Here is a 26,302-nt window from a genome sequence, read left to right as displayed (position 1 = left end):
GGTTGCTTACGACTGATAATCTGTAATTCCTTTGCAGTATCTGAAAAGCCGCACCGTGTCGATTTATCTCACGGATTGCGGCTTATTTATCGCGCGGTGGATCAACATCGGGGAGATTGCGCGCGCATCGCCCAGCTCAAGCAGCTGCGGAAAAAAGCGCGCTACTTTTTCGCTGTCATGCAGCACCGCCAGCACCGTTTGCCCATGCCGCTGCATATCCAGAATCAGCGACATCAGCATCTCAGTCGTCGTTTCATCGACGCCGGTAAAGGGTTCATCCAGCATTACCAACGGGGCCTGCTGCACTAAGATTCGGGCAAAAAGCATGCGCTGAAACTGGCCGCCGGATAAGCTGCCTATCGCTGTTTTCGCCAGCGGCAGCAACCCTACCCGATCCAGCGCGTCAGCTACGCGTCGGCGCACCATCCGATCAATGCCGAAACACAATGAGATGCGCGGCCATACCCCCTGGCACACGACGTCCTGCACCGTTACCGGAAACTGCTGATCGAGTGCCTGCCGCTGCGCCAGCCAGCCGATAACCGGGCGACGCGTCTGCCAGTGCACACGCCCGCTCACAGGCGGAATAAATCCGGCGACGGTTTTTAGCAGCGTCGATTTACCGCAGCCATTCTCACCCACGATCGCCATCAGGCTGCCACGCGTAATGCATCCATCAATAGGCGGCGCAATCGCCTCGCCGTCATAGCCGACAAGAAGGTTATCCAGCACAATCATGGCAGTGATACCGCCCACCAGGTGACCAGCCAGATAAACGCCAGCAGCAGGCATACGCCTGCCAGGCGTTTCAGGCTGGAGAGGGAGAAAAGCGAAGATGACATCAATAGCGCTCCAGTTATTATGTTATAACATAACAATAAGCAGTGAGCAGATGAATGTAAATCCTTGTCAGCGCCTGAGGGTGTATCGAAATGTAACTCCCCTCCCGGACGGGAGGGGAAGAAGGATTACTGAACGCGAGCCAGTGCGACAGCCTGACCAAGCTGCCAGACAGCCATCGCATAGTGCGTGCTGTGGTTATAGCGGGTGATGGTGTAGAAGTTCGGCAAGCCGTACCAGTACTGATAACCGGTGCCGACATCCAGACGCAGCAGGCTGGCCTGCTGATGATTGCCCAGCGAATTCATCGGCGTCAGTCCTGCGGCAGCAAGCTGCGACACGCTGTATTTGGTTTTAAAGCCGTTTTCCAGCCCCGGCGCCTGGCCCATCGCCTGCACCGCCACCTGGTCGCCCTTCACCCAGCCGTGCTGTTTGAAGTAGTTTGCCACGCTGCCAATGGCATCTTCAGGGTCCCACAGGTTGATGTGCCCATCGCCATTAAAATCAACGGCATACTGTTTGTATGAGGACGGCATGAACTGGCCGTAGCCCATTGCGCCTGCGAAGGAACCTTTCAAATCAAGCGGGTCATCGCTTTCATCACGCGCCATCAGCAGGAAGGTTTCCAGTTCGCCAGAGAAGTACTCCGCGCGGCGCGGGTAGTTAAAGGAGAGTGTCGCCAGCGCATCGAGGATACGGGTTTTGCCCATCACGCGGCCCCAGCGGGTTTCAACGCCGACAATGCCGACGATAATTTCCGGTGGCACGCCGTACACCTGCCATGCGCGTTTCAGCGCCGCTTCATGTTGATTCCAGAACGCGACGCCGTTTTGTACGTTGTCCGGGGTAATAAACTGTTTGCGATAGCGCAGCCACGCGCCGTTTGGTCCACTCGGCGGTAGGCCGGTCGGTGCCTGGCGATCCATCAGACGCAACACATAATCGAGACGCTTCGCCTGGGAGAGAATTTCGTGCAGTTGTTGTCGGTCAAAGCCGTGCTTGCTCACCATCTTATCGATGAACTGCTCTGCCGCCGGGTTGTTAGCGAAATCACCGGTCGGGATCAGCGCATTGTGCTGCGGCTCCAGCAGGAAGCCGCCGGATGGCGTGCCAGCCGTTGCCGGTGCGGCGGCGGTGGTTTTTGGTTTGCTGCTACAGGCAGCGAGCAGGACACACAGGGGCAGTAAGGCGATATAACGACGCTTCAACATGGGACATCCATTTAACAATATCGGCAAGAGGTAATTATGGTAAAGCAATCGCAACGCCTCAAGGAAGCGCCATCACGCGTTGCAAAGAAAAAAACTTCACCCTAAGCAAAACGCCCAGACCTTGATCGCGCTATTGGTATTGAAGATACGAATTCAGTACCCTTACGCGCACATCGGTAAACGCCGATCCCTACACCTTTGACATACAAAAATGACAGGATGCAACGCCATGATTGCGGACAACACTTTTTTACTGGAAGCGGGCCGTCAAACGCTAATGCTGGAACTTCAGGAAGCCAGTCAGCTTCCGGACCGCCTGGGTGATGACTTTATCCAAGCCGCCGAAGCCATCATTAATTGCAAAGGCAAACTGATTGTTTCCGGCATCGGAAAATCGGGCCATATCGGTAAAAAAATCGCCGCAACCTTTGCCAGCACCGGTACACCCGCGTTCTTTGTTCACCCGGCTGAGGCGCTGCACGGCGATTTAGGCATGGTGGAAAGCCAGGACGTGATGCTGTTTATCTCCTACTCCGGCGGCGCGAAAGAGCTGGATCTCATCATCCCGCGCCTGGAAGAAAAATCCGTTGTTCTGCTGGCGATGACCGGAAAATCCCACTCGCCGTTGGGTTTAGCGGCAAAAGCCGTTCTTGATATTTCCGTGGAGCGTGAAGCCTGCCCGATGCGTCTGGCCCCCACTTCCAGCACCGTGAATACGCTGATGATGGGCGATGCGCTGGCGATGGCCGTGATGCAGGCGCGGGGTTTCAATGAGGAAGATTTTGCCCGTTCGCATCCGGCTGGCGCGCTGGGCGCGCGCTTACTGAATAAAGTGCATCATCTGATGCGCCGCGACGCCGACGTGCCACAGGTGAGTATTCACGCCAGTATTATGGACGCGATGCTCGAACTGAGCCGCACCGGGCTGGGCCTGGTTGCCGTATGTGATGAGCAGTTGCAAGTGAAAGGCGTATTTACCGACGGCGACCTGCGCCGCTGGCTGGTGGGCGGTGGCGCACTGGCAGATAACGTCAGCCTGGCGATGACGGTAAATGGCACGACGCTGAATGCGCAGAGCCGCGCCATTGATGCCAAAGAGCAATTGATGAAGAAAAAAATCAGCGCCGCGCCGGTGGTGGATGACAACGGCCAACTGGTCGGCGCGATCAACCTGCAAAACTTCTATCAGGCCGGAATTCTTTAATCCTTCATTCCCAGACGTTTCGCCAGCCGATGCAGGTTGGCGACGTCTGTCTCCAGCGCCCGCGCGCTGGCCGCCCAGTTATTGTTGTTTTGCGACAGCGCCTGACGAATCATCTCACGCTGGAAGTGCTCGGTCGCGTCACGCAGGTTGTGACACACGGGTAACGCTGGCGCTTCACTTTCAAGGACTGGCGCAACCGTGCTTTCTTCAAACGTGAAATGCTGCGCTTCCAGAATCACTTCGCCACCGCTGCGCGTTGCGCGCGCCAGCACCACCGCGCGATGCACGGCATGTTCCAGCTCTCGCACGTTGCCCGGCCAGCCATAACTCAGCAAATGCGCCCGCGCCCCGGAGCTTAAAATCACGCGGGACAACCCGAGACGCAACCGACACTGTTCGCAGAAATAGCCCGCCAGCAGCACCACATCATCACCACGTTCACGCAGCGGTGGAACGGAGAGCGGGAAGACGCTCAGACGATGGAACAGATCGGCACGAAAACGCCCGGCCAGCACCTCTTCGCGCAAGTCGCGGTTGGTGGCCGCCAGCACGCGCACATCGACGCGCAGACTACGATCATCGCCGACGCGCTGAATATCGCCATACTGCAATACGCGCAGCAATTTGGCCTGCAACGCCAGAGACAGTTCGCCAATTTCATCAAGGAACAGCGTGCCGTTATCGGCCATTTCAAACTTACCGCTACGGTTGCTGATAGCCCCGGTAAACGCGCCCTTTACATGACCAAAGAGTTCACTTTCCGCCACGCTTTCCGGGAGTGCCGCGCAGTTGAGATAGACTAGCGGGTTAGCCGCACGCGGAGAACCTTCATGAATGGATTTCGCCACCAGTTCTTTCCCGGTACCTGTTTCACCGCTAATCAGTACATTAAGATCGGACGCCGCAACAATCTCTATCTCTTTTTTAAGCTGCATCATGTTCGGAGACAGGCCAATCATGTCGGTGCTGGCGACAGGTTCAAACGCTGCAGGCGCCCCCGGCAACATATTCTGGCTTTCCAGTTGTTCAATCAGAAGCGCATTACTCAGCGCCCCGGCAGCCAGCGCGGATATCAGGCGCAGTTCCTCATCGCTGAAGACATCAAACTGCTCCGGCTCCATCGCATCCAGCGTCAACGCGCCAATCAGATTCTGGCCGGCAAACAGCGGCAAGCCGACGCAGGCGTGCACTTTCAGGCTCTCCTGGCCGGGAATTAAACCATCGTAAGGATCGGGCAAATCACTGTCTGCCGGGAAGCGGACGACATCCCCGGCGCGGGCAATGGCCTCAAGACGCGGGTGCCCTTCCAGCGTAAAGCGACGACCCAGCACATCCTGCGCCAGCCCATCGATGGCCAGCGGAACAAACTGTCGTGCGTCATAGCGCAGTAATGCCGACGCGTCGCACTCCAGCACCTGACGCAGCGTGGTGATTAAACGCTGAAAGCGATCCTGATGCCCAACCCCACTTTGTAGCTCGATGGCGATATTCGCCAGTACATCGACCGAGAAACTCATGATGACCTCATTGTCTTTTTGACAATGCATATTGTCATATCGACCATAACAATAACAGTCATTTTGACAATAGAAATGCACGCAATAACATTAAATACATATAAAACAACAAGTTAAAAAGTTGGCACGCGACCTGCAATAAGCAAAACATCTTTTTTAAAAACACTGCATTTGATTGAGGTTGCTATGTCTATTCTGGTTAAAAATAACATTCATTGGGTTGGCCAACGTGACTGGGAAGTGCGTGATTTTCACGGTACCGAATATAAAACGCTGCGTGGCAGCAGCTACAACAGCTATCTGATCCGTGAAGGTAAAAATGTCCTGATCGACACCGTTGACCACAAATTCAGCCGCGAATTCGTGCAGAATCTGCGCAGCGAAATCGACCTGAACGACATCGACTACATCATTATTAACCACGCGGAAGAAGACCACGCCGGTGCGCTGACCGAGCTGATGTCTTACATCCCGAACACGCCCATTTACTGCACTACCAACGCCATTGATTCCATCAACGGCCACCACCACCATCCGGAATGGAATTTCCATACGGTGAAAACCGGCGACAGTCTGGATATTGGTAACGGCAAACAACTGATCTTCGTTGAAACCCCGATGCTGCACTGGCCGGACAGCATGATGACTTACATGACTGGCGACGCGGTACTGTTCAGTAACGACGCCTTTGGTCAGCACTACTGTGACGAACGTCTGTTCAACGACGAAGTGGATCAGACCGAACTGTTCGAACAGTGTCAGCGCTACTATGCCAATATCCTGACGCCGTTCAGCCGTCTGGTGACGCCAAAAATTACCGAAATCCTCGGCTTCAATCTGCCGGTCGATATGATTGCCACCTCACACGGTGTGGTATGGCGTGACAACCCGACGCAAATCGTTGAGCTGTATCTGAAATGGGCGGCCGATTATCAGGAAGATCGCATCACTATTTTCTACGACACCATGTCGAACAACACCCGCATGATGGCGGATGCGATTGCTCAGGGTATCAACGAAGTTGACCCACGCGTAGCGGTGAAAATCTTCAACGTCGCCCGCAGCGATAAAAACGAAATCCTGACCAATGTTTTCCGTTCTAAAGGCGTGCTGGTTGGGACATCAACCATGAACAACGTAATGATGCCGAAAATTGCTGGCCTGGTCGAAGAGATGACAGGCCTGCGTTTCCGTAACAAACGTGCCAGCGCGTTCGGTTCACATGGCTGGAGCGGCGGTGCGGTTGACCGTCTCTCTACTCGTTTGCAGGATGCGGGCTTTGAAATGTCACTGAGCCTGAAAGCCAAATGGCGTCCTGACTTCGACGCGCTGGAAGTGTGCCGCGAACACGGTCGTGAAATCGCCCGCCAGTGGGCACTTGCGCCGCTGCCAGAGGTGAGTGCCAAAGTCACAACCGCGCAGGAAGAATGCGCCTGTGCCGCAGCCGCAGCCGCTGACCTCGGCCCAAGCATGCAGTGCAGCGTCTGCCAGTGGATTTACGATCCGGCAAAAGGCGAGCCGAACCAGGATGTTCAGCCGGGGACGCCGTGGAGCGACGTGCCGGATAACTTCCTGTGCCCGGAATGCTCACTGGGTAAAGACGTCTTCGACGTACTGGCCACGGAGGCAAAATGAATAATGGCATCGTGATCATCGGGTCGGGCTTTGCGGCCCGCCAACTGGTGAAAAACATTCGCAAACAGGACGCTGCCGTGCCGCTGACTTTGATCGCCGCCGACAGCATTGATGAGTACAACAAGCCAGACCTCAGCCACGTCGTCAGCCGGGGGCAAACCGCCGCCGACCTGACGCTGCAAACGGCAGGTGAGTTTGCCGAGCAGTACAATCTGAATCTCTTCCCACAAACCTGGGTGAGCGACATCGACGCACAGGCCAAAGTGGTGAAAAGTCAGGACAGAGAGTGGCGCTACGACAAACTGGTGCTGGCGACAGGCGCATCGACCATCGTACCGCCGGTTCCCGGAAAAGAGCTGATGCTGACCCTCAACAGCCAGCAGGAGTTCGGGGCCGCGCAAAGCACCCTGCGTGATGCGCAGCGCGTACTGATTATCGGCGGCGGCCTGATTGGCAGCGAACTGGCGATGGACTTCAGCCGTGCAGGTAAAGCGGTGACGGTGGTGGATAACTCCGCCTGCATTCTGGCGTCACTGATGCCGCCGGAAGTGAGCAGCCGCCTGCAACATCGTCTGACCGACATGGGTGTGCATCTGCTGCTGAAAACCCAGTTGCAGTCGCTGGAGCAAACAACAACCGGGATTGTGGCGAAGTTTGACCGCCATCGTCAGGTTGAAGTGGATGCCGTTGTTGCGGCCACTGGCTTGCGCCCGGAAACCGCGCTGGCGCGTCATGCGGGTGTAGAGATCAATCGTGGCGTGAAGGTCAACAGCGCGATGCAGACCAGTAACCCGGATATCTACGCGCTGGGTGATTGCGCGGAGATCAACGGGGCCGTGCTGCCCTTCCTGCAACCGATTCTGTTAAGTGCGATGTGTCTGGCGAAGAATCTGCTCGGCCAGAATGGCGAGCTGAAGTTACCGCATATGCTGGTGAAGGTGAAAACGCCGGATCTGCCGCTACATCTGGCGGGGGAAACGCGCCGTCAGGATCTGGACTGGACTATCGCCACCAGCGCACAGGGCATGCTTGCTCAGGGCTATGACGACAACCAGCAACTTCGCGCGTTTGTGGTGAGTGAAGAGAGAATGAAGGAGGCGTTTAGCCTGTTGAAGTTATTGCCGAATTGATTTGCTATGCCATTGCTGAACTTAACCTTGCTCGCGAATTTTGCAGAGCCCTTCTTAACCTCAGATACATGGACGTATCGCGTCTGATTTTTGCCCCGGTCGCCGGGGCTTTTTTTTGGCTCCGTGCGCGCGTTGTTGTCGGGTGGCGGCTACGCCTTACCCGACCTACCTATTTACACCATCAGACAAGCCCAAACCATCCGGCATCACGCGCACCGGGCCGCTGCCACCACCGCCTGCCCGAACGCAATTGCCCCATCGCCTGCGGGCAAACTGTGCGGGAAAAGCAGCGTAAAATCAGCCAGATGGTGCTGTAACCGCGCACGCAGCAGCGCGTTATGCAGCACGCCGCCACCAAATGCCAGCGTTGAGATGCCCCGCGCCTGTGCTTCGCGACGCATCATACCGCCCAGCCCCTGCGCCAGCGCATCGTGAAACACCCACGCTTTCTCCGCCGGGCTGGCCTGCCAGCTCAACCACTGCGGCCAGAATTCTGCAAGGTCGAACCGTTCACTTTGCAGCGGATGTTCGACGCCGGTACACGTCGCCGCCAGCGCTTCCAGACGACAAGCCGCCTCACCTTCATAGCTCAACGTCAGCGGCGCACAGCCCAGCGCGCAGGCCACCGCATCAAACAATCGCCCGCAGGATGATGCGCGCGGCGCATTAATACCGCGCTCAATCGCCCGCGCCAGCAGAGGCCAGTTTTGTTCGCGCACGATGGCGGTTTCCGGATAACTTTCCCACTCCGGCACAAACGCCAGGCAGTGCGCCAGCAGGTTACGCCACGGCTGACGTGCCGCCAGGTCGCCCCCCGGCAACGCTACCGCAGGCAGGCCGCCAAGATGTTCACACTCGCGGTAATTCACCCGCAGACATTCACCGCCCCACAATGCACCCTCTTCCCCCATGCCAATGCCGTCCAGCGCCAGCGCAACCACATCACCGCCGCCCAGCGGCCAGTTGTGTTCCGCCAGGCACGCGGCAATATGCGCATGATGATGAAGCACCGTTTGATGGGGTAAATCGCGAGCCGCAGCCCACTGCGATGAGTGGTAGCCAGGATGCGCATCCGCCACCACCGCCTGCGGGGTAAAATCGTAGATAGCCTGCATCAAACGCAACGACTGCTGCCATTGCGCTTCGACACCCTCATCAGTCAGGTCGCCAAAATGCTGGCTTAACACCGCCTGCTCGCCGCGTACCAGGCAGAAGGTATTTTTGAGATCTGCCCCCAGGCAAAGCATCGGCGAAATATCGTGAAAACCCGGTGGCAGTGGAATGGCATCCGGTACATAGCCGCGCGACCGGCGCAGCATTTCGCCATTTTGCCGCACCACCGAGTCATCCATCCGCTGCACAATATCGCGATTATGCAGCAAAAATCCGTCGGCGATATCCGCGAGATCCGCCAGTGCCAGCGCATTGGTCAGGGCGGGCGGTTTACCGCTGAGGTTCCCGGATGTCATCACCAGTGGGCGATTCAACGCCTGCATCAGCAAATGCTGAACAGGATTAGCCGGGAGCATGATGCCCACTTCTGCCAGCCCCGGCGCGATGTCATCGCACAAGCTGCTGACGCAGGATTTATCCACCAGCACAATCGGTGCTGCCGGGGTGCGCAGTAATCGGCTGGCGTCATCGGGGAGATTCATCGTATTGGGGAGCATCACCGCCAGCGGTTTCGCCGGGCGATGCTTACGGGCGCGCAGCGTCGCTACCGCGCGGGCATTGCCCGCATCGCAGGCCAGATGAAAACCACCCAGCCCTTTGATCGCCACAATGCCGCCCGACGTGAGAAGCGTAATCGCCGCCTGTAGCGCCGCCTCGCGGTGCAGCGGTTCGCTTTCGGCATACCACGACAGCCACGGGCCGCACTCGGCGCAAGCCACCGGCTGGGCATGAAAGCGACGATCGTAAGGATTGCGGTACTCCGCCTCGCAGGCAGAGCACAGCGGAAACGCCGCCATCACCGTCAGCGGACGGTCGTAAGGCATGGCGTTAATAATAGTGAAACGTGGGCCACAATGGGTACAGTTGATAAAGGGATAACGATAACGGCGCTCCTGCGGGTCATTCATCTCCGCAAGACACGCCGGGCAGGTGGCCGCATCCGGGACAATCTGCGTGCTCATCGCTCCCGCGCCGCTCTCGCGGATCACAAAGTCGTCTGGCACGCTCTGCCACACATAAGGCTGCACCTGCGTCTCATCAATGCGCGCTAAAGGCGGGCAGTGTTGATGAAGCGCGGCAAGGAAATCCGCTTCCTCGCCCAGCAAACGAACGAGCACCCCCGCACCGTCGTTGCAGACATCGCCCACGCGCGCCTGCTGCTGAGCCAGTTGCCAGACAAAGGGGCGGAAGCCCACCCCCTGTACTTTACCGCGAATGCGGATTTCGACGCCGTTATGCGTTATCGTCATTCATTACCCTGCTACCGCCTCACGCAGGCGGGATTTCATCGACTGGTAGCTTTCCAGCGCGTAGTTTTCCGCCCAGTTTTGATCCTCAATCGCACTGATATTCACCGCACAGTACTTGGTTTCCGGCGTTTTAGAGATGGGATCGAGGTTGTCTTGGGTCAGTTCGTTACAGGCGCCAATCCACCACTGGTAGGTCATATAGACGCTGCCATGATTGATACGCTCGTTGACGTTGGCACGCGTGATCACTTTACCGCGACGCGACGCCACCCACACCAGTTGTTTGTCTTTTACACCCAGCTTCTGCGCATCCTGCGGGTTGATTTGCACAAAGCCTGGCTCATCGGCCAGCGATTGCAGCGCCGCACAGTTACCGGTCATCGAGCGGCACGAGTAGTGCCCCACTTCACGCACGGTGCACAGTACCAGCGGATATTGATCATCCGGGCATTCGGCTGGCGCACGCCACGGCGCGGCAAACAAATGACCTTTGCCATCCGGAGTGTCAAACTGATTACCTGCGTAAAGATACGGCGTGCCTGGGTGATCGAGCGTCGGGCACGGCCACTGAACGTGCCCCATGTCGCCCATTTTATCGTAAGTCACACCAAAGAAGAGCGGGCAAAGCTCACGCATTTCGTCCCAGATTTGCTGGTTATTGTCGTAATGCATGGGGTAGCCCATTTCCTGGGCAATCAGGCTGATAATTTCCCAGTCGCGTTTGACGTTATATTGCGGTTCGATTGCTTTTTCGAAACGCTGGAAGCCACGGTCAGCACAGGTGAAGACGCCGCCGTGTTCGCCCCAGGAGGTAGCGGGCAGCAGCACATCGGCCTGCTCGGCGGTTTTGGTCATAAAGATGTCCTGCACCACCACGAAATCGAGTGCTTCGAACCCTTTGCGCACCAGGCCTAAGTCGGCTTCGGTTTGCAGCGGATCTTCGCCCATGATGTAGTAGGCTTTCACCTTCCCTTCCAGCGCCAGATGCGGCACTTCGGTAATGCGCACGCCCACTTTGTCATCCATCAGGCTGGCATCAATACCCCATGCTTTGGCGAATTTCGCCCGCACGTCGGCATCGACCACGTCCTGATAACCGGGGAACTGGTTAGGGATCACGCCCATATCGCACGCGCCCTGCACATTATTCTGACCACGCACCGGGCCGACGCCGACATGTTCACGTCCCAGATTACCGGTGAGCAGCGCAAGCGTTGCCAGCCCTTTGACCACATCCACGGCCTGACCAAACTGAGTGACGCCCATGCCCCACATAATGGTGGCGCTGGGAGCCGCCGCGTAGGTACGCATCGCCTGACGAATCTGTTGTGCCGTCACGCCGGTCAGTGCTTCCACCGCTTCCGGCGCATAATCTTTCACGGTTTCACGCAACTCATCGATACCGGTGGTGTAGCGCGCAACATATTCTTTGTCGTAGAGATTTTCTTCCAGCAGTACATGGGAAAACGCATTGACCAGCGCCATGTTGCAGCCGTTTTTAATTTGCAGATGTTGATCGGCGATACGCGCGGTTTCAATACGACGCGGGTCGCAGACGATAATTTTCGCGCCTTTCTCTTTGGCTTTGATCACGCGACGCGCCACGATAGGGTGAGAATCGGCGCAGTTGTAGCCAAAGACCAGCAGACAGCTTGAGTGTTCAATGTCTTCGATGGAGTTACTCATCGCACCGTTGCCCAGTGCTTCCTGCAAGCCCGCGACAGAAGGCCCGTGGCAGACGCGCGCGCAGCAGTCGACGTTATTGGTGTTCAGCACGCCGCGCGCAAATTTTTGCATCACATAGTTGGTTTCATTTCCGGTACCGCGCGATGACCCGGTGGTCATAATGGCGCGCGGGCCGAATTTCGCTTTGATCTCACCTAAGCGTTTTGCCGTATAGCGGATGGCTTCATCCCAGCTCACTGGCGTCAACTTGCCGCCTTTTTCATAGCGGATCATCGGCTGCGTCAGGCGCGGCGTCAGCAGTTTGGTATCGTTCAGGAAATCCCAGCCGTAATAGCCTTTCAGGCACAGCTCATGCTGGTTAGTTTTCCCGTCGGCCGCTTCCGCGCGGATGATTTTATTGTTGTCGACAACCAGCTTCAGTTTGCAGCCAGCACCACAATACGGACAAACACTTGTAATTTTTTTCATCAGTAACAGACCTGTTAAAAGTGAAACGGAGGATCATTAAAACGACAGAGAAATAGAGGTATCGAGCGCAGCGCGACGACGTTTTTCGGCGCTGATTTGCTCAAGCTTGTCGCGGTCGACGCAGAAAATGGCGTGCGTCGGGCAGGCTTCCATACAGGCCGGGCCTTGCTCGCGGTGGAAGCACAGGTCACATTTGTTAGCTTCGGCTTTTTCGGCACGCACGTTGAGGCCCGCGCCGCTGTTGCGTACAACCGGGCGAACGACCACTTCCATCGCGCCATACGGGCAGGCCACGACGCAGGTTTTGCAGCCGATGCAGCGTTCCTGCATCACATGGACAAAGCCTTTTTCACGGCGAATTGCGCCGTTCGGGCAGACGTTCGCGCACGGTGCGTCTTCGCACTGACGGCACGCAGTCGCGGTAGAAACATTTACGCCTTTGATCACATGAATTCGCGGCAGGAAAGATTCCGGCGTCAGCGCGGCGCAATCCTGTTCGGCCTGGTGGCTGACCACGCACGCCACTTCGCATGTCCGGCAGCCTATACATTTACTCGCATCTGCAATGATGAAACGGTTCATCAAATTCTCCAGCAATGACAATGAATGAGCCGGAGAATGCATTATTCGCGCCAACTTTTAGTTAACTGTTTATTAAGGATTTTTTATTTGAAACGCGGTGTCTAATCCTGTCATCGTCACGAGTGACGATGACAGGTGACGAGATTAACCCTGCGGGCCTGCGCCCAGAGAGTCGCGCGCGATAAGCTCGCCGAGGAAGGAAGGTTGTGGTTTGAATTCGCCGCCGTCGAGCATGAAAATCAGGCGATGGATGATCTCCTGAATCATCTCTGTCACCGGAATTCTAACGCTGGAGAGCGATGGCAGCATGTACGGCGCAAGCGCGATATCATCAAAACCGACGACGGAGACCTGCTCCGGCACGCGCAGGCCGCGCGACTGAAGCTGTTTCATCGCCCCGATGGCCATGTCATCGTTGCTGGCGACCACCGCGCTAAAGTTAACGCCGCGCTCAAGCAGCATATCAACACCTGCCGACCCCGTCGCTGGCGTCCATTTCCCTTCCACAATCAGCGCATCACGCAGTGGAATATGGTGTTCAGCTAAAGCGGCTTTGTAGCCTGACAAGCGTTCAATGCCGGTTGGCGAATCAAGCGAACCGGTGATAAATGCGATATCGCGATGCCCCTGTTCAATCAACTTTTCCACCGCATTCTGGCTGGTACGCGCCTGGTCGCAGTAAACACAATGACTGGCGTTACGGCGCAGGCGACGGTTAAGCACCAGCACCGGCTGTTCATGCTGCTGAATAAGTTCGTCGATTTCGTCAACGCTGAGAAATCGCGGGTAGATAATGATGCCGTCACAACGCATATCGAGCAGATACTGAATCGCCGCCCGCTCCTCTTCCGCACTGTGTTTACCATCGGCGAGGATCAACTGACGGCCCTGATTTTCGGTCATCCGCGCGGCGTGAAACAGTAACTCGCTAAAATAGACGCCATGATACAGAGTGTTGGTGACCACCAGCCCCAGCGTTTGCGTGCATTTGGTCGCCAGATTGCGCGCCAGCAGATTAGGCCGATAGCCGCTCTGTTCAATCGCCTGCCAGACCCGGTCTTTGGTTTCCTGACCCACATAGCCGTTGCCGGTCAGCACGCGTGAGACCGTCGCTTTCGACACGCCAGCCAGCTTTGCCACCTCCAGCATCGTCGCCATTTCGCTTCCCTCGTCAAAAATGATGGGCAGAAGTGTACTTCAGCCACGGCCCTTTTTCAGCTTTTGCCATACATGGCGATCGTCATCACAAATTTAAAAAAATGAATTTTCACCATCTTGTCAGTTTCCAAGAAACTCATCATGATTTTGTGGAACCGGTTTCCTATGCAACGTTTCATCGCCTGGCGATGAGGACCCTACAGATAAGAACAGGATAGATTCCGATGTCCAAAAACTATGCGGCGCTGGCGAAGTCCATCGTCGATTTACTCGGCGGCGTCAGCAACATCAGCGCAGTGACCCACTGCATGACGCGTCTGCGCTTCGTGTTGAAAGACGACTCACGGGTGGATAGCCCCGCGCTGAAAAGCCTGAGCGGCGTGCTCGGCGTAGTGCGCAGCGATAACCAGTGCCAGGTGATCATCGGTAATACCGTTTCCCAGGCGTATCGGGAAGTGGTGAGTTTACTGCCGGAAAATATGCAACCTGCCGTACCAGAGGGAAAACCGAAGATAACGCTGAAACGCATCGGCGCGGGGATCCTCGACGCGTTGATCGGCACCATGTCACCGTTGATCCCGGCGATTATCGGCGGATCAATGGTGAAACTTCTGGCGATGATCCTTGAGATGTCCGGCGTGCTCACCAAAGGCACACCCACTCTCACCATTCTGACGGTGATTGGCGACGGCGCGTTCTTCTTCCTGCCGCTGATGGTCGCCGCCTCTGCTGCCGTAAAATTCAAAACTAACATGTCGCTGGCTATCGCCATTGCGGGCGTGCTGGTGCACCCAAGCTTTATCGAACTGATGGCGAAAGCCGCACAGGGCGAGCATGTGGAATTCGCCTTCGTGCCGGTCACGGCGGTGAAATATACCTATACGGTTATTCCGGCGCTGGTGATGACCTGGTGCCTGTCGTACATCGAACGCTGGGTGGATCGCATTACGCCTGCGGTAACGAAAAACTTCCTCAAACCGATGCTGATTGTGCTGATTGCCGCCCCGCTGGCGATCCTGCTCATCGGCCCGATTGGTATCTGGATCGGCAGCGGCATTTCTGCCCTTGTTTACACTATTCACGGCTATCTGGGCTGGCTGTCGGTCGCCATTATGGGCGCGCTATGGCCGCTGCTGGTAATGACCGGGATGCACCGCGTCTTTACGCCCACCATTATTCAAACCATCGCTGAAACGGGTAAAGAGGGCATGGTAATGCCGTCGGAAATCGGCGCGAACCTGTCGCTGGGCGGCTCATCGCTGGCGGTGGCGTGGAAAACCAAAAACCCGGAACTGCGCCAGACGGCGCTGGCTGCGGCGGCCTCGGCAATTCTGGCGGGCATCTCTGAACCGGCGCTGTACGGCGTGGCGGTCAGGCTGAAACGCCCGTTAATCGCCAGCCTGATCAGCGGCTTTATCTGCGGTGCCGTTGCAGGCATTGCCGGGCTTGCCAGCCACTCGATGGCGGCGCCTGGCCTGTTCACCAGCGTGCAGTTCTTTGACCCGGCGAATCCGATGACCATTGTGTGGGTCTTTGGCGTGATGGCGCTGGCGGTGGTGCTCTCCTTTATTTTGACGCTGATCCTGGGCTTTGAAGATATCCCGGTCGAAGAAGCTGCCGCCGATGCCCGCGCACGTCAGGCCGCAGCACCAGCAACTGTCTGAATGACATAACATTTAACGAGGAAACGCATGTCGACATTTCCGGAAGGATTTTTATGGGGCGGCGCACTGGCCGCTAACCAGTGTGAAGGCGCTTATCTTGAAGGCGGGAAAGGCCTGACGACGGTCGATATGATCCCGCATGGCGCAAATCGCCTGCCGGTCAAACTGGGCCTGGAAAAACGCTTTACCCTGCGTGACGATGAGTTTTACCCCAGCCATCAGGCGACCGATTTTTATCATCGCTACAAAGAAGATATCGCCCTGATGGCGGAAATGGGCTTTACCGTGTTTCGCACCTCCATTGCCTGGGCGCGTCTTTACCCGAACGGCGATGAGCTGACGCCGAACGAAGAAGGCATTGCGTTTTACCGCGCGGTATTTGAAGAGTGCAAAAAGTACGGCATCGAACCGCTGGTCACGTTGTGCCACTTCGATGTGCCGATGCATCTGGTGGTGGAATACGGTTCCTGGCGCAACCGCAAAATGGTCGAGTTCTTCACTCGCTACGCGCGCACCTGCTTTGAAGCGTTTGACGGGCTGGTAAAATACTGGCTCACCTTCAATGAAATCAACATCATGCTGCACAGCCCCTTCTCCGGTGCCGGTCTGGTGTTTGAAGACGGTGAAAATCAGGATCAGGTCAAGTATCAGGCGGCGCACCATGAGCTTATTGCCAGCGCGCTGGCCACCAAAATCGCCCACGAGGTTAACCCGCAAAACCAGGTTGGCTGCATGCTGGCGGGCGGCAATTTCTACCCATACTCCTGCAAGCCAGAAGATGTGTGGATGGCGCTGGAGAAAGACCGCGAAAACCTGTTCTTTATCGATGTACAGGCGCGTGGCGCGTATCCCTCTTACTCCGCCCGCGTATTCCGCGAAAAAGGCGTGGTGATTGAGAAAGCTGAGGGCGATGACGAGATCCTGAAAAATACCGTCGATTTCGTGTCGTTCAGCTATTACGCGTCTCGCTGCGCGTCTGCCGACATGAACGCCAATAACACCAACGCGGCAAACATTGTGAAATCGCTGAAAAACCCGCACATCCAGGCCAGCGAATGGGGCTGGGGCATCGACCCGCTGGGGCTGCGCATCACCATGAACATGATGTATGACCGTTACCAGAAGCCGCTGTTTTTAGTGGAAAACGGGCTGGGCGCGAAAGATGAAGTGAACGCGCAGGGTGAGATTAATGACGAGTATCGCATCAGCTATCTGCGCGAGCATATCCGCGCGATGGGCGAGGCAATTGGCGACGGTATTCCGGTTATCGGCTACACCAGTTGGGGTTGTATCGACCTGGTGGCGGCCTCGACGGGCGAAATGAGCAAACGGTATGGTTTTGTCTATGTCGACCGCGACGACGCAGGCAACGGCACGCTGGCCCGCAGGCGCAAAAAGTCGTTCTGGTGGTATAAGAAGGTGATTGCGAGTAACGGGGAAGATTTGGGGTGACCCCTCACCCCGCCCTCTCCCACAGGGAGAGGGAGAAACCTCGTTTGTAATCCGGATAAGGTGAAGACACCATCCGGCTACTGCGGGTCAATCAAATCCACCACCATGCCGAGAATTTCATCCATCACCCAGGGCGAAACGGTTGCGGCGTAGCGTGCTTTACGCTCCAGCAAATCAAGAGCACGAAGCTGATAACACAAAACCACTCCGGTGATTTTTCCGCTATCCGTGCTATCACCATCCAGCCAGACCGTTACCGCTTTCGAGCGTGCCAGACCGCCACCGCTGGTAATCGGCAGGCATACCGCCGTACCTAAAGCGGCGACCAGTTTTTTTTCTGAAAGCACCAGATAGTAGTGTGCACCTTTGAATTCATGCCCCTCTACCGGGTCGCCGTTAACGTGCCAGATTTCTCCCTTTGCCGGAATCCGCTTCCCCTGCGCCATTAAATTTTCTCCTTACCCTTCGGAGTATCAGCTAAATCATCAGCTAATGACTGGTTGAGGCTGGCAATTTCGTTTTCATCGATGCCATCCAGGATTTCAGCAACTGAGCGACGCCCTCTGGCCCGACGCTTTGCAGGCGTGATGCTGACGGTATCGCCGTGCGCTTTTACATTGAGCATCGTGCCAACGACCCAGCCCATTAACGATGCAATTTCGCCGGGGATGGTTACCACGACCGCCCCGCCCTGCTGCCTGAGTTTTGTTAACGGCATATATCCTCCGATGAGTGCAACAAAGTCTCACTCAGCATATATCCCGAGTAACACAAAGTCACACTGAAATCGTGCGATTTTTATTGCTGACACAAGGGGGGAATTACAAGAAACGGGGAGAATGTAAGGTTACAGCAGTGCCGGATGGCGGCTACGCCTTATCCGGCCTACGGTATTGCATAAATTGGTGGGCCGGATAAGGCGTAGCCGCCATCCGGCATTGTTACTCCTCGGCCTCTAACTGCGCAAACCCGCCATTGCCTTCCCAACCTTCAAGCCGCTGATAAACCACGTCTACCGCGTCTTTAATCGCCTGGGTCATCGGGTAATAGAAGCCGACAATATCCGGCTGAATGCCGAGGAAAATCACCTCGCCGACATCTTCTTTGAGCTGATCGACCAGGTAGTTTAGCGGCATATTGTGGGTGGTCATCATAAACATCTCGGCGATGTCGTCCGGGTCGATAATGCGGATCTCGCCAGGGTTAAGCCCCATGTCGGTGGCATCGACAATCAGCAGACGTTCCGGGTGCAGTTCGCGAATAGCGAAGACGTCGTTTTCCGGCGCGCTGCCGCCGTCAATTACCACCCAATTGCCTTTCGGCGCGGCGGCACACATTTCAGCGAGCAACGGGCCTGCGCCATCATCGCCCATCATGCTGTTGCCCACACAGAGTAATACGTCAGTCACGAAGCCTCCGGACCATCAAATAAATCGCACTTTCCTGATAAATCGCGTGCAGCATGCCGAGCATCGCTTCACTCCACTCTTTTTGCTGCGCGGTCTGTACGGCGCGCGCTTTATCAAACGCGTTCGCGAGCATAGAGACGTGATTACTGTCGATAACGATTTCACCATATTTCGGCACGCCTTCCATTTTGCGCCGCGCGACGCTGCCCTCTTCAAGCGTAGCAATCCATGCCAGGTATTGATCCCACGGGCAGGTCAGCGCGGCTTCGAGGCAGTCGATCACCCCGAGGTGGTGGCCAATCGCCAGGCTGTAATAGACAACCTGCTGCGCCTCAGACGGCGTCGCATCGTTCTCATCAATAAATTTACGGCTCAGTTGACTGAACACCACCGTTTCGCTCATCGGATACGCGCCTCTTCAACAACGTGATTAAGCTGGCCGACAATTTCGGTCAGACGGGGATCGCTTTCGGCTTCCAGCCAGCGCTGAACCTGGTGATCGCCCTGCCCCAGCAGACGCATATAGTCGTCAGCAATCTGGCGGCCATAGCGATAGCCCGCCAGGCGGCGCGCGGCGCGGTCAACGCGAACGCGCAGCGGCTGGTTCATATCCGGGTGCAGTAGTTCTGCCGGTTGTGCGTCCAGTTCACCCGGCGCGCGGGCGTGGATTTTCTGTTCCAGCAGGCCGAGCGCCATCGCAAAGCCATACAGCGTGGCAGCAGGCGTCGGCGGGCAGCCAGGGATGTAGACATCCACCGGCACGATTTTGTCGGTGCCGCCCCAGACGCAGTACAGGTCGTGGAAGATTCCGCCGCTGTTGCCACAGGCGCCGTAAGAGATACAGATTTTCGGGTCCGGCGCCGATTGCCAGGCACGCAGCGCCGGGGAACGCATGGCGCGGGTGACTGCACCAGTGAACAGCAGGATGTCCGCATGACGCGGCGACGGCACAACTTTAATGCCGAAGCGTTCCGCATCAAACAGCGGCGAAAGCGTAGCGAAAATCTCGATTTCACAGCCGTTACAGCCACCGCAGTCGACGCGGTAAACATACGCGGAACGTTTGATGTTTTTCAGTAACGCCGTTTTCATGCTGGCGATGGACTCTTCCACCGTCATCGGCACCGGCATGCCGTTATCATCACGTGGGCCTAATAAAGCACTCATCAGCTGGCCTCTTTCATATGTCGAGTCAGTTCAATACGGTCGGACGGCACCAGGCATTTCTGGCGTTTGCATTCCGGGCAGGTTTCGAAGCTTTCGCGATGTTTTTCCGCACGGCTGTCGCCGTTGTGCCTGAGGATCGCAATGGCGTAGTCGATCTCTTTTTGCACCGCGAATGGACGCTGACAAACACGGCAGTTGCAGATGTCAAAGCGAGACTGCTGTAAGAAGTCCTCTTTTTTCCACACCGCCAGCTCGTACTCCTGCGACAGTTTAATCGCCGCCGTTGGGCACACTTCTTCACAGCGGCCGCAGAAAATGCAGCGACCCAGGTTGAATTGCCACGCCAGTTGGTTGGTGGCTAAATCCGTTTCCACGGTCAGGGCGTTAGACGGGCACGCGTTCACGCAGGCCGCACAGCCTACGCACTGCTGCGGGTTATGTTCCGGTTTGCCACGGAAGTTTTTATCAACCGGCAGCGGCTCCAGCGGATACGACGACGTGGTCGTCCCGGTTTTGATCACTTTTTTGATAAAGGTAAACATGGCGATTCCTTATTTCAGCGGCGAGTTTTTACGCTCGATGCTGTAGCGCTCAAGTTCTTTGTACGGCACCACTTTGCTTTTCTTCTTACGCACATCAACCACGGTCATGCGGTCGGTACAGGAGTAGCAAGGGTCGAGGCTACCGATAATCAGCGGCGCATCAGAAACGGTGTTGCCGCGCAGCATATAGCGCAGGGTCGGCCAGTTGGCATAGGTCGCCGCACGGCAGCGCCAGCGGTAGAGTTTCTGGTTATCACCGGTCATGCTCCAGTGGATATCATCGCCGCGCGGCGCTTCGGCAAAGCCAAGGGCGAAGCGATGCGGAATGTAGGTAAAGCCTTCCACCGCCAGTGGGCCGCCAGGCAGGTTATCGAGGCCGAAATCAATCATATTCAGCGCGGTAAACACTTCGTTGATACGCACTTTCAGGCGTGAAATCACGTCACAACCTTGCTCGCTGTGGACTTCCATCGGCAGCAGGCCGTAACCGACAAACGGGTGATCGGCGCGGGTGTCGCGCGCGTGGCCGCTGGCGCGAACCATCGGGCCGACGTTACTGAAGTCGCGGGCGATTTCCGGGTCGAGACGACCAATGCCGACGGTGCGCTGTTCCATGTTCGGCGTACTGAGCAGCACGTCAACCAGGTCCTGCACGTCGCGGCGCATCTGCTGCGCCAACTGGCGGGTCTGGATCATGTCATCTTTCAACAGGTCGCGACGAATACCGCCAATCAGGTTCAGGCCGTAGGTTTTACGCGCCCCGGTGAGGATTTCCGCCATTTTCATGGAGGTCTCACGCACGCGGAAGAACTGCATAAAGCCGGAGTCAAACCCGGTGAAGTGGCAGGCCAGGCCGAGGTTCAACAGGTGCGAGTGCAGGCGTTCCACTTCCAGCAGAATGGCGCGGATCATCTGCGCGCGTTCCGGCACCACGATGCCCATCGCATTCTCAACGGAGGTGGTGTACGCCGTACTGTGGGCGAAGCCGCAGATACCGCATACGCGATCCGACAAGAAAGTGACTTCGTTGTAGCCCATGCGGGTTTCCGCCAGCTTTTCCATGCCACGGTGGACGTAGAACAGACGGTAGTCGGCGTCGATAATATTTTCGCCGTCCACGAACAGACGGAAGTGACCCGGTTCATCGGAGGTAACGTGCAATGGGCCAATCGGCACCACGTTGTTCTTTTTGCTGCCCAGTTCGTTGATGAACTCGTAGGTTTCGGCATCGGTGGTCGGTGCCGGGCGCTGACGGTAATCCATGCTGTCTTTACGCAGCGGATAAAGTTCGTCCGGCCAGTCATCCGGCAGAACCAGACGACGCTCATCCGGTAAACCAACCGGAATCAAACCGTACATGTCGCGCACTTCGCGCTCGCCCCACACCGCGGCAGGCACTCGCGGCGTCACGGACGGATATTCCAGCGTGTTGGCGTCCACTTCGACGCGCACCGTTATCCAGCATTTCGTGCCCTGCTCCATGGAGAGCACGTAATAGACCGCGTAGTGGCCGTTCAGCTTGCGTTCGTCGTTACCGAACAGCACCGACAGCCAGCCGCCCTGTTTGTAGTAAAGAAACTCCACCACTTCCGGCAGGTAGTTCACCTTCACCGTAATAGTAAGCTGATCTTTCGTCTGCCAGGCTTCATCCAGCACCACGCCCGGAAAGGCCTGATGTAGTGCGGCGAGGTAATGTTGACCGATTTTTTCTTCAGACATGCTCAAACTCTCTTAATCACGCCGCCAGCAAGGAGACGAAAGCTAAAAACGCAAAACCAAAACCCGCCCAGGTGACGCGAGAGGTGGCACAAAAACGCAGACGCGCCATGCTGTTTTCGAACAGGGCGATAACCAGCACGCCGACAACCAGTTTGACGACCGCTGCCACCACGGCCAGCACAAGGCCGCCAACGCTGAAGCTGGTCATCTGGCCCCAGGGAATGAAGACGCCTACGAACATTTGCAGCACCACCAGTTGTTTCAGGCTGATGCCCCACTTCAGAACGCCAAAGCCGCTGCCGCTGTACTCAGACAGCGGGCCTTCCTGCAACTCTTGCTCTGCTTCCGCCAGGTCGAACGGCAGTTTGCCCATTTCGATAAAGGTGGCAAACGCGCAGGCGCAAAGGGCCAGCAGCAGCGGCAGGGAGTGAGAAACAGGCCAGTGATAAACGGTGTTCGCGATATTGCTGATGTGCGTTGACCCAGCCACCAGCGCGGCAACCCACAGGCCAAGCAGCAGAATCGGCTCCACCAGCACGCCCAGCATCGCTTCACGGCTTGCGCCGATGGCGGTGAACGGGCTACCGGTATCCAGCCCGGCGATGGCAAAGAAGAAACGGGCAATGGCGAACAGATAAATCAGGGTGATGAGATCGCCCAGAGACGGCATCAAAGACCCTACTGTTACCACCGGCAGCGCGGTCGCAATGGTGAGCATCACGCCGACCATCACAAACGGCGTCAGGCGGAAGACCCAACCGGATGCATCCGGCCCGACGCTCTGGCGGCCCAGCAGTTTGATAATGTCGCGATACTCCTGCAACACCCCCGGCCCACGGCGGTTATGCATACGCGCGCGGGCCACGCGGGTAATGCCGGACAGCAGCGGCGCGGCGGCAAACAGCACCAGCGCCTGCAGTAATGCAAAGAAAACGGTCATTCTCAGGCTCCTCGCGAAATCACAATCACCACCAGCACGGCAAGCTCAACGAGCGCCACACCGCGCAGCAACGCTGGCGCACTGGCGTTCTGCCAGCCTGGCACCAGACGCACCGGGTTTAGCCAGTCGCGCAGTTTCAGCACCACGGCAAACGCCTCTTTCACCGGCATAGCAAAACCGTGCGCAGTGACCACCATCGATTGCTCATGGTCATAGCCACACACCCACGCCGCGCCTCGTGAACGGTTTGGCAGGCGGTCGCCTTTGAAAATAAGCATGATGATGAATGGCAGCAGTGGACAGGCAATCAGCAGCAAGGTGATCATCGGTTGAGACACCACGGTGCTCGCAGTCTGCAATGGCAGCGGCACGGCGGAGGTCAGCAGCGGCAGCAGCCACGGTGCCGCGACACCGCCCACGACACACAGCAGCGCCATCGCAACGGTGCTCACGCCCATCAGCAGCGGTGCGCAGCAGGCGTTTTCCGCCTCTTTGGTACGCGGTGCGCCGAGGAAGGTAACGCCATAGACTTTCGCCATACACATCACTGCCAGCGCACCGGTAATGGCAAGCCCTACCGCCAGCAGCGGCCCCAGCAGACGGCCAATAAACAGGTCGCTGGTGCTCAGTTTGAAGAAGGATTGATAGATAACCCATTCGCCCGCGAAGCCGTTCAGCGGGGGCAACGCGGCCATCGCCATCAGGCCAACCAGCATGGCAATGGAGATAACAGGCATTTTTTTGCCGATACCGCCCAGTTTTTCGATATCGCGATGCCCGGTGCGATACCACACCGCGCCTGCGCCGAGAAACAGCGTGGTTTTAAACAGGCTGTGGTTTACCAGGTGATAGAGGCCGCCGGTCAACCCCAGCGCCACCAGAACCGGCAGTTGCAGCGCAATACCGGTCACGCCCGCGCCAAGGCCGAGCAGAATGATGCCAATATTTTCCAGCGTGTGGTACGCCAGCAGACGCTGAATATTGTGTTCCATCAGCGCATAAAGACCGCCGACGAACGCGGTGATCATCCCCAGCACCAGCAGGGCAATGCCCCACCACAGCGGTTGATTCACGCCAATCAGCGAGACGGTCAAAATGCCGAGCAAACCGACTTTCATTACGACGGCGGAGAACAGCGCCGCAGCCGGCGCGCTGGCGTTAGCATGTGCCTGCGGCACCCAACCGTGCAGGGGAATAATCCCTGCCAGCAGGCCGAAGCCCAGCACGCTCAGTACCCATATGTCAGAGCCCAGCGGCATAACCAGCGTCCGTTGATTCAGTACGGAAAGTTCCAGCGAGCCGTAGCGTTGCCACAGCAACCAGCAGGCAACCGCCAGCAGAATTGTGCCCAGGCGGCCCAGCGCAAACCACAGTTTGCCGGAGGCGGCGCAACCGGTCAGGAATGCCCCGCACAGCGCCATGATTTCCGCCATGACGACCAGCGAACCGAGGTTATCCGCCACCGTGGCGCACACTGCCGCTGCCATAAGAATGTTCATCAGCCAGCCATTGGCTTTCGCCTGCGGATGACGGTGCCAGGTAATATTGAACACGCTAATAAACAGGCCGCACAGACCAAAGGCAATCAGCCAGATGGAATTCAACGGCGTGGCCAGCACGCGATGTCCCACCAGCGGGAGCACTCCGGCAATCGGCTGCGCGTGCGTTAACACGCCAAACCCCGCCAGCGCTGTGCAGGCACTGCCAACCGCACCGCCAATACCAGCAACCCAGCCGCTCAGCGGTTTATTGAACGACAGCAGAAAGGCAAGCACCGCCGCTGCGGCAAACCAGGCAACAGCACTGTCAATTAACCCCATCACGCTCATTTCGCCTCTCCTTCCTGCATGCTCTGCAACAGCGACAGATCGCCTAAGTCGGTATTAAAGGTCAGTTCGCGTTTGCGCTTGCTGACGCGAGCAATATCCATGTTATTGACCAGATGCAGCGCTTTGGTCGGGCAGGTGCGTACGCAGGCCGGGCCTTCTTCGTCGAAGTTGCACAAATCACATTTCACGGCGATAGCGCGAACGCCCGGCACCCAGTCGAGCAGCGTGCTCACGCGTGCAGGCGCAGGCGGCGCAGGCAATGCTTTCGGCGTATTGGCGTTGGCCGGGATATCCAGCGGACGGCTGCCGGAAAATTCGATAGCCCCAAACGGGCAGGCGATACCGCACAGTTTGCAGCTTACGCACAGGCTTTCATTGAGCTGCACCGCACCGTCAACGCGGTTGATGGCGTTCACCGGGCAAACGGTGGCGCACGGCGCGTCTTCACAGTGGTGGCACATCTGCGGGGCAGATTCTTTTTCATTGCGCATTACGCGCAGACGCGGCATGGACTGCAATCCATGATGGCGATGCGTCTCGGAACAGGCGGCTTCGCAGGTGCGGCAGCCAATACAGACGCTTGAGTCAGCAATTACAAAACGGTTCACCAGGTCTTCCTCAGGTGACAGTCATTTTTGACGAAATCATGCAGAGCGGGTGTCATTTCGACACCTGTCGACACACCGGTACTTCAGGCTACTTTGGCCGTATTTGCGCTTTGCGCTAGCGGGTTGAACGTCACCGGGCTGTCGCTTTCCAGCGCGGCATACAGGGCGTCATAAACCGGGGCGATTTTTTCCAGATAGTGTTCCAGCACCTGCTCGCGATCACGGCATTTGACGCCGTTATCCACGGTGCCGTCGGCGTTTAACTCCGCGCGGGCAATACATTTTTTGTCTTGTCCGTCACGGGTTTCGACGGTGTATTCGATGGTGTGGCTGTTGAAGCCGCCGACCAGGCTCACGGAAAGCACAAAGTGTTCGAACAGCACGAAGCTGAGGTCCTTATCCGGCGCGCAATTCACCGCGTGATGCAGGCGTGCTTTCGAAAGCGTGATCCCCTGTACCAGCGAGTTGCAGTAAATACGCCACTGTTCCTGTTGGCGATGGTGTCGATCGGCGATGAAGTCAGCTTTTTCGCTAATTTCCCAAATGGTCATGTCAGGTTACCCGGTTGATAGAGACTCACCCTGATAAGCACGTTCCATGCCAATTTTTATCTCAATGAAAAACAAGAACTTTATGCATTCTGACAGCAAGGAATGACATGTCATTTCGTCAGTTTGACACTGTCATCGACAGTACAAATGCATCAAATTTCATCTCTGGCATCGTTATTGCATTAACCGGGGCAATGAAATGTTGGAGGCGTTATGCACGAAATTACGCTCTGCCAGCGGGCGCTGGAAATCGTCGAACAGCAAGCCACCCAGCACGGCGCGAAACGCGTAACCGGGGTCTGGCTCAAAGTTGGCGCATTTTCCTGCGTTGAAACCAGCGCAATGACCTTTTGTTTTGATCTGGTATGCCGCGGCACGTTAGCTGAAGGATGTAAATTACACGTCGAAGAACAAGAGGCGGAGTGCTGGTGCGAAAAATGCCAGCAGTATGTTCAGTTGCTCTCCGTTCACGTGCGCCGCTGCCCGCAATGCCAAAGTAACGATCTGCGCATTGTGGCGGATGACGGTTTACAAATTCAGCGAATTGAAATAGACCAGGAGTAAGCT

The 26,302-nt window shown here is 56.9% G+C and carries 24 protein-coding genes; 6 read left to right on the top strand and 18 right to left on the bottom strand.

Features of this window, described 5'->3' with window-relative positions:
* Positions 1-63: 63 nt before the first annotated feature.
* The gene (locus F0Q32_RS13285) at positions 64-771 is read right to left on the bottom strand and encodes a metal ABC transporter ATP-binding protein (RefSeq protein WP_255475317.1); all 708 of its coding nucleotides are present in this window, start codon (positions 769-771) and stop codon (positions 64-66) included.
* A gap of 197 nt (positions 772-968) precedes the next feature.
* A complete protein-coding gene (gene mltB, locus F0Q32_RS13280) occupies positions 969-2,051 on the bottom strand; it encodes a lytic murein transglycosylase B (protein WP_149463448.1) in 1,083 nt (360 codons plus the stop codon).
* A gap of 229 nt (positions 2,052-2,280) precedes the next feature.
* Here mltB and gutQ point away from each other — a divergent pair, with 229 nt between their 5' ends.
* Complete coding sequence (gutQ, locus tag F0Q32_RS13275; RefSeq protein WP_149463447.1) at positions 2,281-3,255, top strand: arabinose-5-phosphate isomerase GutQ; 975 nt, start codon at positions 2,281-2,283, stop codon at positions 3,253-3,255.
* On the opposite strand, the gene norR is transcribed toward gutQ, so the two are convergent.
* Positions 3,252-4,772 carry a nitric oxide reductase transcriptional regulator NorR gene (gene norR / locus F0Q32_RS13270; RefSeq protein ID WP_149463446.1) on the bottom strand — a complete coding sequence of 507 codons (1,521 nt, stop codon included), beginning with the start codon at positions 4,770-4,772 and terminating at the stop codon, positions 3,252-3,254. The two genes, gutQ and norR, sit on opposite strands and share 4 nt — an antisense overlap.
* A gap of 186 nt (positions 4,773-4,958) precedes the next feature.
* On the opposite strand from norR, the gene norV reads away from it, so the two are divergent.
* Complete coding sequence (gene norV / locus F0Q32_RS13265; protein ID WP_149463445.1) at positions 4,959-6,407, top strand: anaerobic nitric oxide reductase flavorubredoxin; 1,449 nt, start codon at positions 4,959-4,961, stop codon at positions 6,405-6,407.
* A complete protein-coding gene (norW, locus tag F0Q32_RS13260) occupies positions 6,404-7,537 on the top strand; it encodes an NADH:flavorubredoxin reductase NorW (protein WP_149463444.1) in 1,134 nt (377 codons plus the stop codon). The genes norV and norW overlap by 4 nt, the downstream gene beginning before the upstream one ends.
* A gap of 206 nt (positions 7,538-7,743) precedes the next feature.
* Here norW and hypF read toward each other — a convergent pair whose 3' ends face one another.
* The 4 genes from hypF to F0Q32_RS13240 form a co-directional block, all read right to left on the bottom strand.
* Complete coding sequence (gene hypF, locus F0Q32_RS13255; protein ID WP_149463443.1) at positions 7,744-9,960, bottom strand: carbamoyltransferase HypF; 2,217 nt, start codon at positions 9,958-9,960, stop codon at positions 7,744-7,746.
* A 3-nt stretch (positions 9,961-9,963) separates the two neighbouring features.
* The gene (gene fdhF / locus F0Q32_RS13250) at positions 9,964-12,114 is read right to left on the bottom strand and encodes a formate dehydrogenase subunit alpha (protein ID WP_149463442.1); all 2,151 of its coding nucleotides are present in this window, start codon (positions 12,112-12,114) and stop codon (positions 9,964-9,966) included.
* Between the two features lie 36 nt (positions 12,115-12,150).
* Positions 12,151-12,696 (bottom strand): electron transport protein HydN, encoded by a 546-nt coding sequence (hydN, locus tag F0Q32_RS13245; RefSeq protein ID WP_015963289.1) that lies wholly within the window; start codon positions 12,694-12,696, stop codon positions 12,151-12,153.
* A 144-nt stretch (positions 12,697-12,840) separates the two neighbouring features.
* Positions 12,841-13,854, bottom strand: coding sequence for a LacI family DNA-binding transcriptional regulator (locus tag F0Q32_RS13240; RefSeq protein WP_149463441.1), 1,014 nt, complete (start codon positions 13,852-13,854; stop codon positions 12,841-12,843).
* Positions 13,855-14,078: 224 nt separating this feature from the next.
* Here F0Q32_RS13240 and ascF point away from each other — a divergent pair, with 224 nt between their 5' ends.
* Positions 14,079-15,518 (top strand): PTS cellobiose/arbutin/salicin transporter subunit IIBC, encoded by a 1,440-nt coding sequence (gene ascF, locus F0Q32_RS13235; protein ID WP_149463440.1) that lies wholly within the window; start codon positions 14,079-14,081, stop codon positions 15,516-15,518.
* 27 nt (positions 15,519-15,545) lie between these two features.
* Positions 15,546-16,970: a 6-phospho-beta-glucosidase gene (locus tag F0Q32_RS13230; protein ID WP_149463439.1), complete on the top strand. Its 1,425-nt coding sequence runs from the start codon at positions 15,546-15,548 to the stop codon at positions 16,968-16,970.
* A 77-nt stretch (positions 16,971-17,047) separates the two neighbouring features.
* On the opposite strand, the gene F0Q32_RS13225 is transcribed toward F0Q32_RS13230, so the two are convergent.
* From F0Q32_RS13225 to hycA, 11 genes are all read right to left on the bottom strand, one after another.
* The gene (locus F0Q32_RS13225; protein ID WP_149463438.1) at positions 17,048-17,416 is read right to left on the bottom strand and encodes a type II toxin-antitoxin system PemK/MazF family toxin; all 369 of its coding nucleotides are present in this window, start codon (positions 17,414-17,416) and stop codon (positions 17,048-17,050) included.
* Positions 17,416-17,688 (bottom strand): antitoxin, encoded by a 273-nt coding sequence (locus F0Q32_RS13220; protein WP_113857670.1) that lies wholly within the window; start codon positions 17,686-17,688, stop codon positions 17,416-17,418. The genes F0Q32_RS13225 and F0Q32_RS13220 overlap by 1 nt, the downstream gene beginning before the upstream one ends.
* 223 nt (positions 17,689-17,911) lie before the next feature.
* On the bottom strand, positions 17,912-18,379 hold the full coding sequence (gene hycI, locus F0Q32_RS13215; protein WP_149463437.1) for a hydrogenase maturation peptidase HycI: 468 nt from the start codon (positions 18,377-18,379) through the stop codon (positions 17,912-17,914).
* Complete coding sequence (locus tag F0Q32_RS13210; RefSeq protein WP_108476402.1) at positions 18,372-18,782, bottom strand: formate hydrogenlyase maturation HycH family protein; 411 nt, start codon at positions 18,780-18,782, stop codon at positions 18,372-18,374. Before F0Q32_RS13210 ends, hycI begins: the two co-directional genes overlap by 8 nt.
* Entirely contained in the window at positions 18,779-19,546 is a 768-nt protein-coding gene (locus tag F0Q32_RS13205) for an NADH-quinone oxidoreductase subunit B family protein (RefSeq protein WP_149463436.1), read from the bottom strand. The genes F0Q32_RS13210 and F0Q32_RS13205 overlap by 4 nt, the downstream gene beginning before the upstream one ends.
* Positions 19,546-20,088, bottom strand: coding sequence for a formate hydrogenlyase complex iron-sulfur subunit (locus F0Q32_RS13200; RefSeq protein ID WP_149463435.1), 543 nt, complete (start codon positions 20,086-20,088; stop codon positions 19,546-19,548). Before F0Q32_RS13200 ends, F0Q32_RS13205 begins: the two co-directional genes overlap by 1 nt.
* Before the next feature lie 9 nt (positions 20,089-20,097).
* Positions 20,098-21,807: a formate hydrogenlyase subunit HycE gene (hycE, locus tag F0Q32_RS13195; protein ID WP_149463434.1), complete on the bottom strand. Its 1,710-nt coding sequence runs from the start codon at positions 21,805-21,807 to the stop codon at positions 20,098-20,100.
* Positions 21,808-21,823: 16 nt separating this feature from the next.
* Entirely contained in the window at positions 21,824-22,747 is a 924-nt protein-coding gene (locus F0Q32_RS13190; RefSeq protein WP_149463433.1) for a respiratory chain complex I subunit 1 family protein, read from the bottom strand.
* A gap of 2 nt (positions 22,748-22,749) precedes the next feature.
* On the bottom strand, positions 22,750-24,576 hold the full coding sequence (gene hycC, locus F0Q32_RS13185) for a formate hydrogenlyase subunit 3 (RefSeq protein WP_149463432.1): 1,827 nt from the start codon (positions 24,574-24,576) through the stop codon (positions 22,750-22,752).
* Positions 24,573-25,184 carry a 4Fe-4S dicluster domain-containing protein gene (locus F0Q32_RS13180; protein WP_015963276.1) on the bottom strand — a complete coding sequence of 204 codons (612 nt, stop codon included), beginning with the start codon at positions 25,182-25,184 and terminating at the stop codon, positions 24,573-24,575. Before F0Q32_RS13180 ends, hycC begins: the two co-directional genes overlap by 4 nt.
* Before the next feature lie 83 nt (positions 25,185-25,267).
* Positions 25,268-25,735, bottom strand: a complete 468-nt coding sequence (gene hycA, locus F0Q32_RS13175; RefSeq protein ID WP_149463431.1) for a formate hydrogenlyase regulator HycA — start codon at positions 25,733-25,735, stop codon at positions 25,268-25,270.
* A 213-nt stretch (positions 25,736-25,948) separates the two neighbouring features.
* Between hycA and hypA the strand changes: the two genes are divergently transcribed.
* Entirely contained in the window at positions 25,949-26,299 is a 351-nt protein-coding gene (gene hypA, locus F0Q32_RS13170) for a hydrogenase maturation nickel metallochaperone HypA (protein WP_149463430.1), read from the top strand.
* The last annotated feature ends 3 nt before the right edge of the window (positions 26,300-26,302 follow it).

Source organism: Pseudocitrobacter sp. 73 (assembly GCF_008369545.1).
Taxonomy (GTDB): Bacteria; Pseudomonadota; Gammaproteobacteria; order Enterobacterales; family Enterobacteriaceae; genus Pseudocitrobacter; species Pseudocitrobacter vendiensis.
Note: the sequence above shows the minus strand (reverse complement) of the source record. Positions and strands in the feature narration are given on the sequence as shown.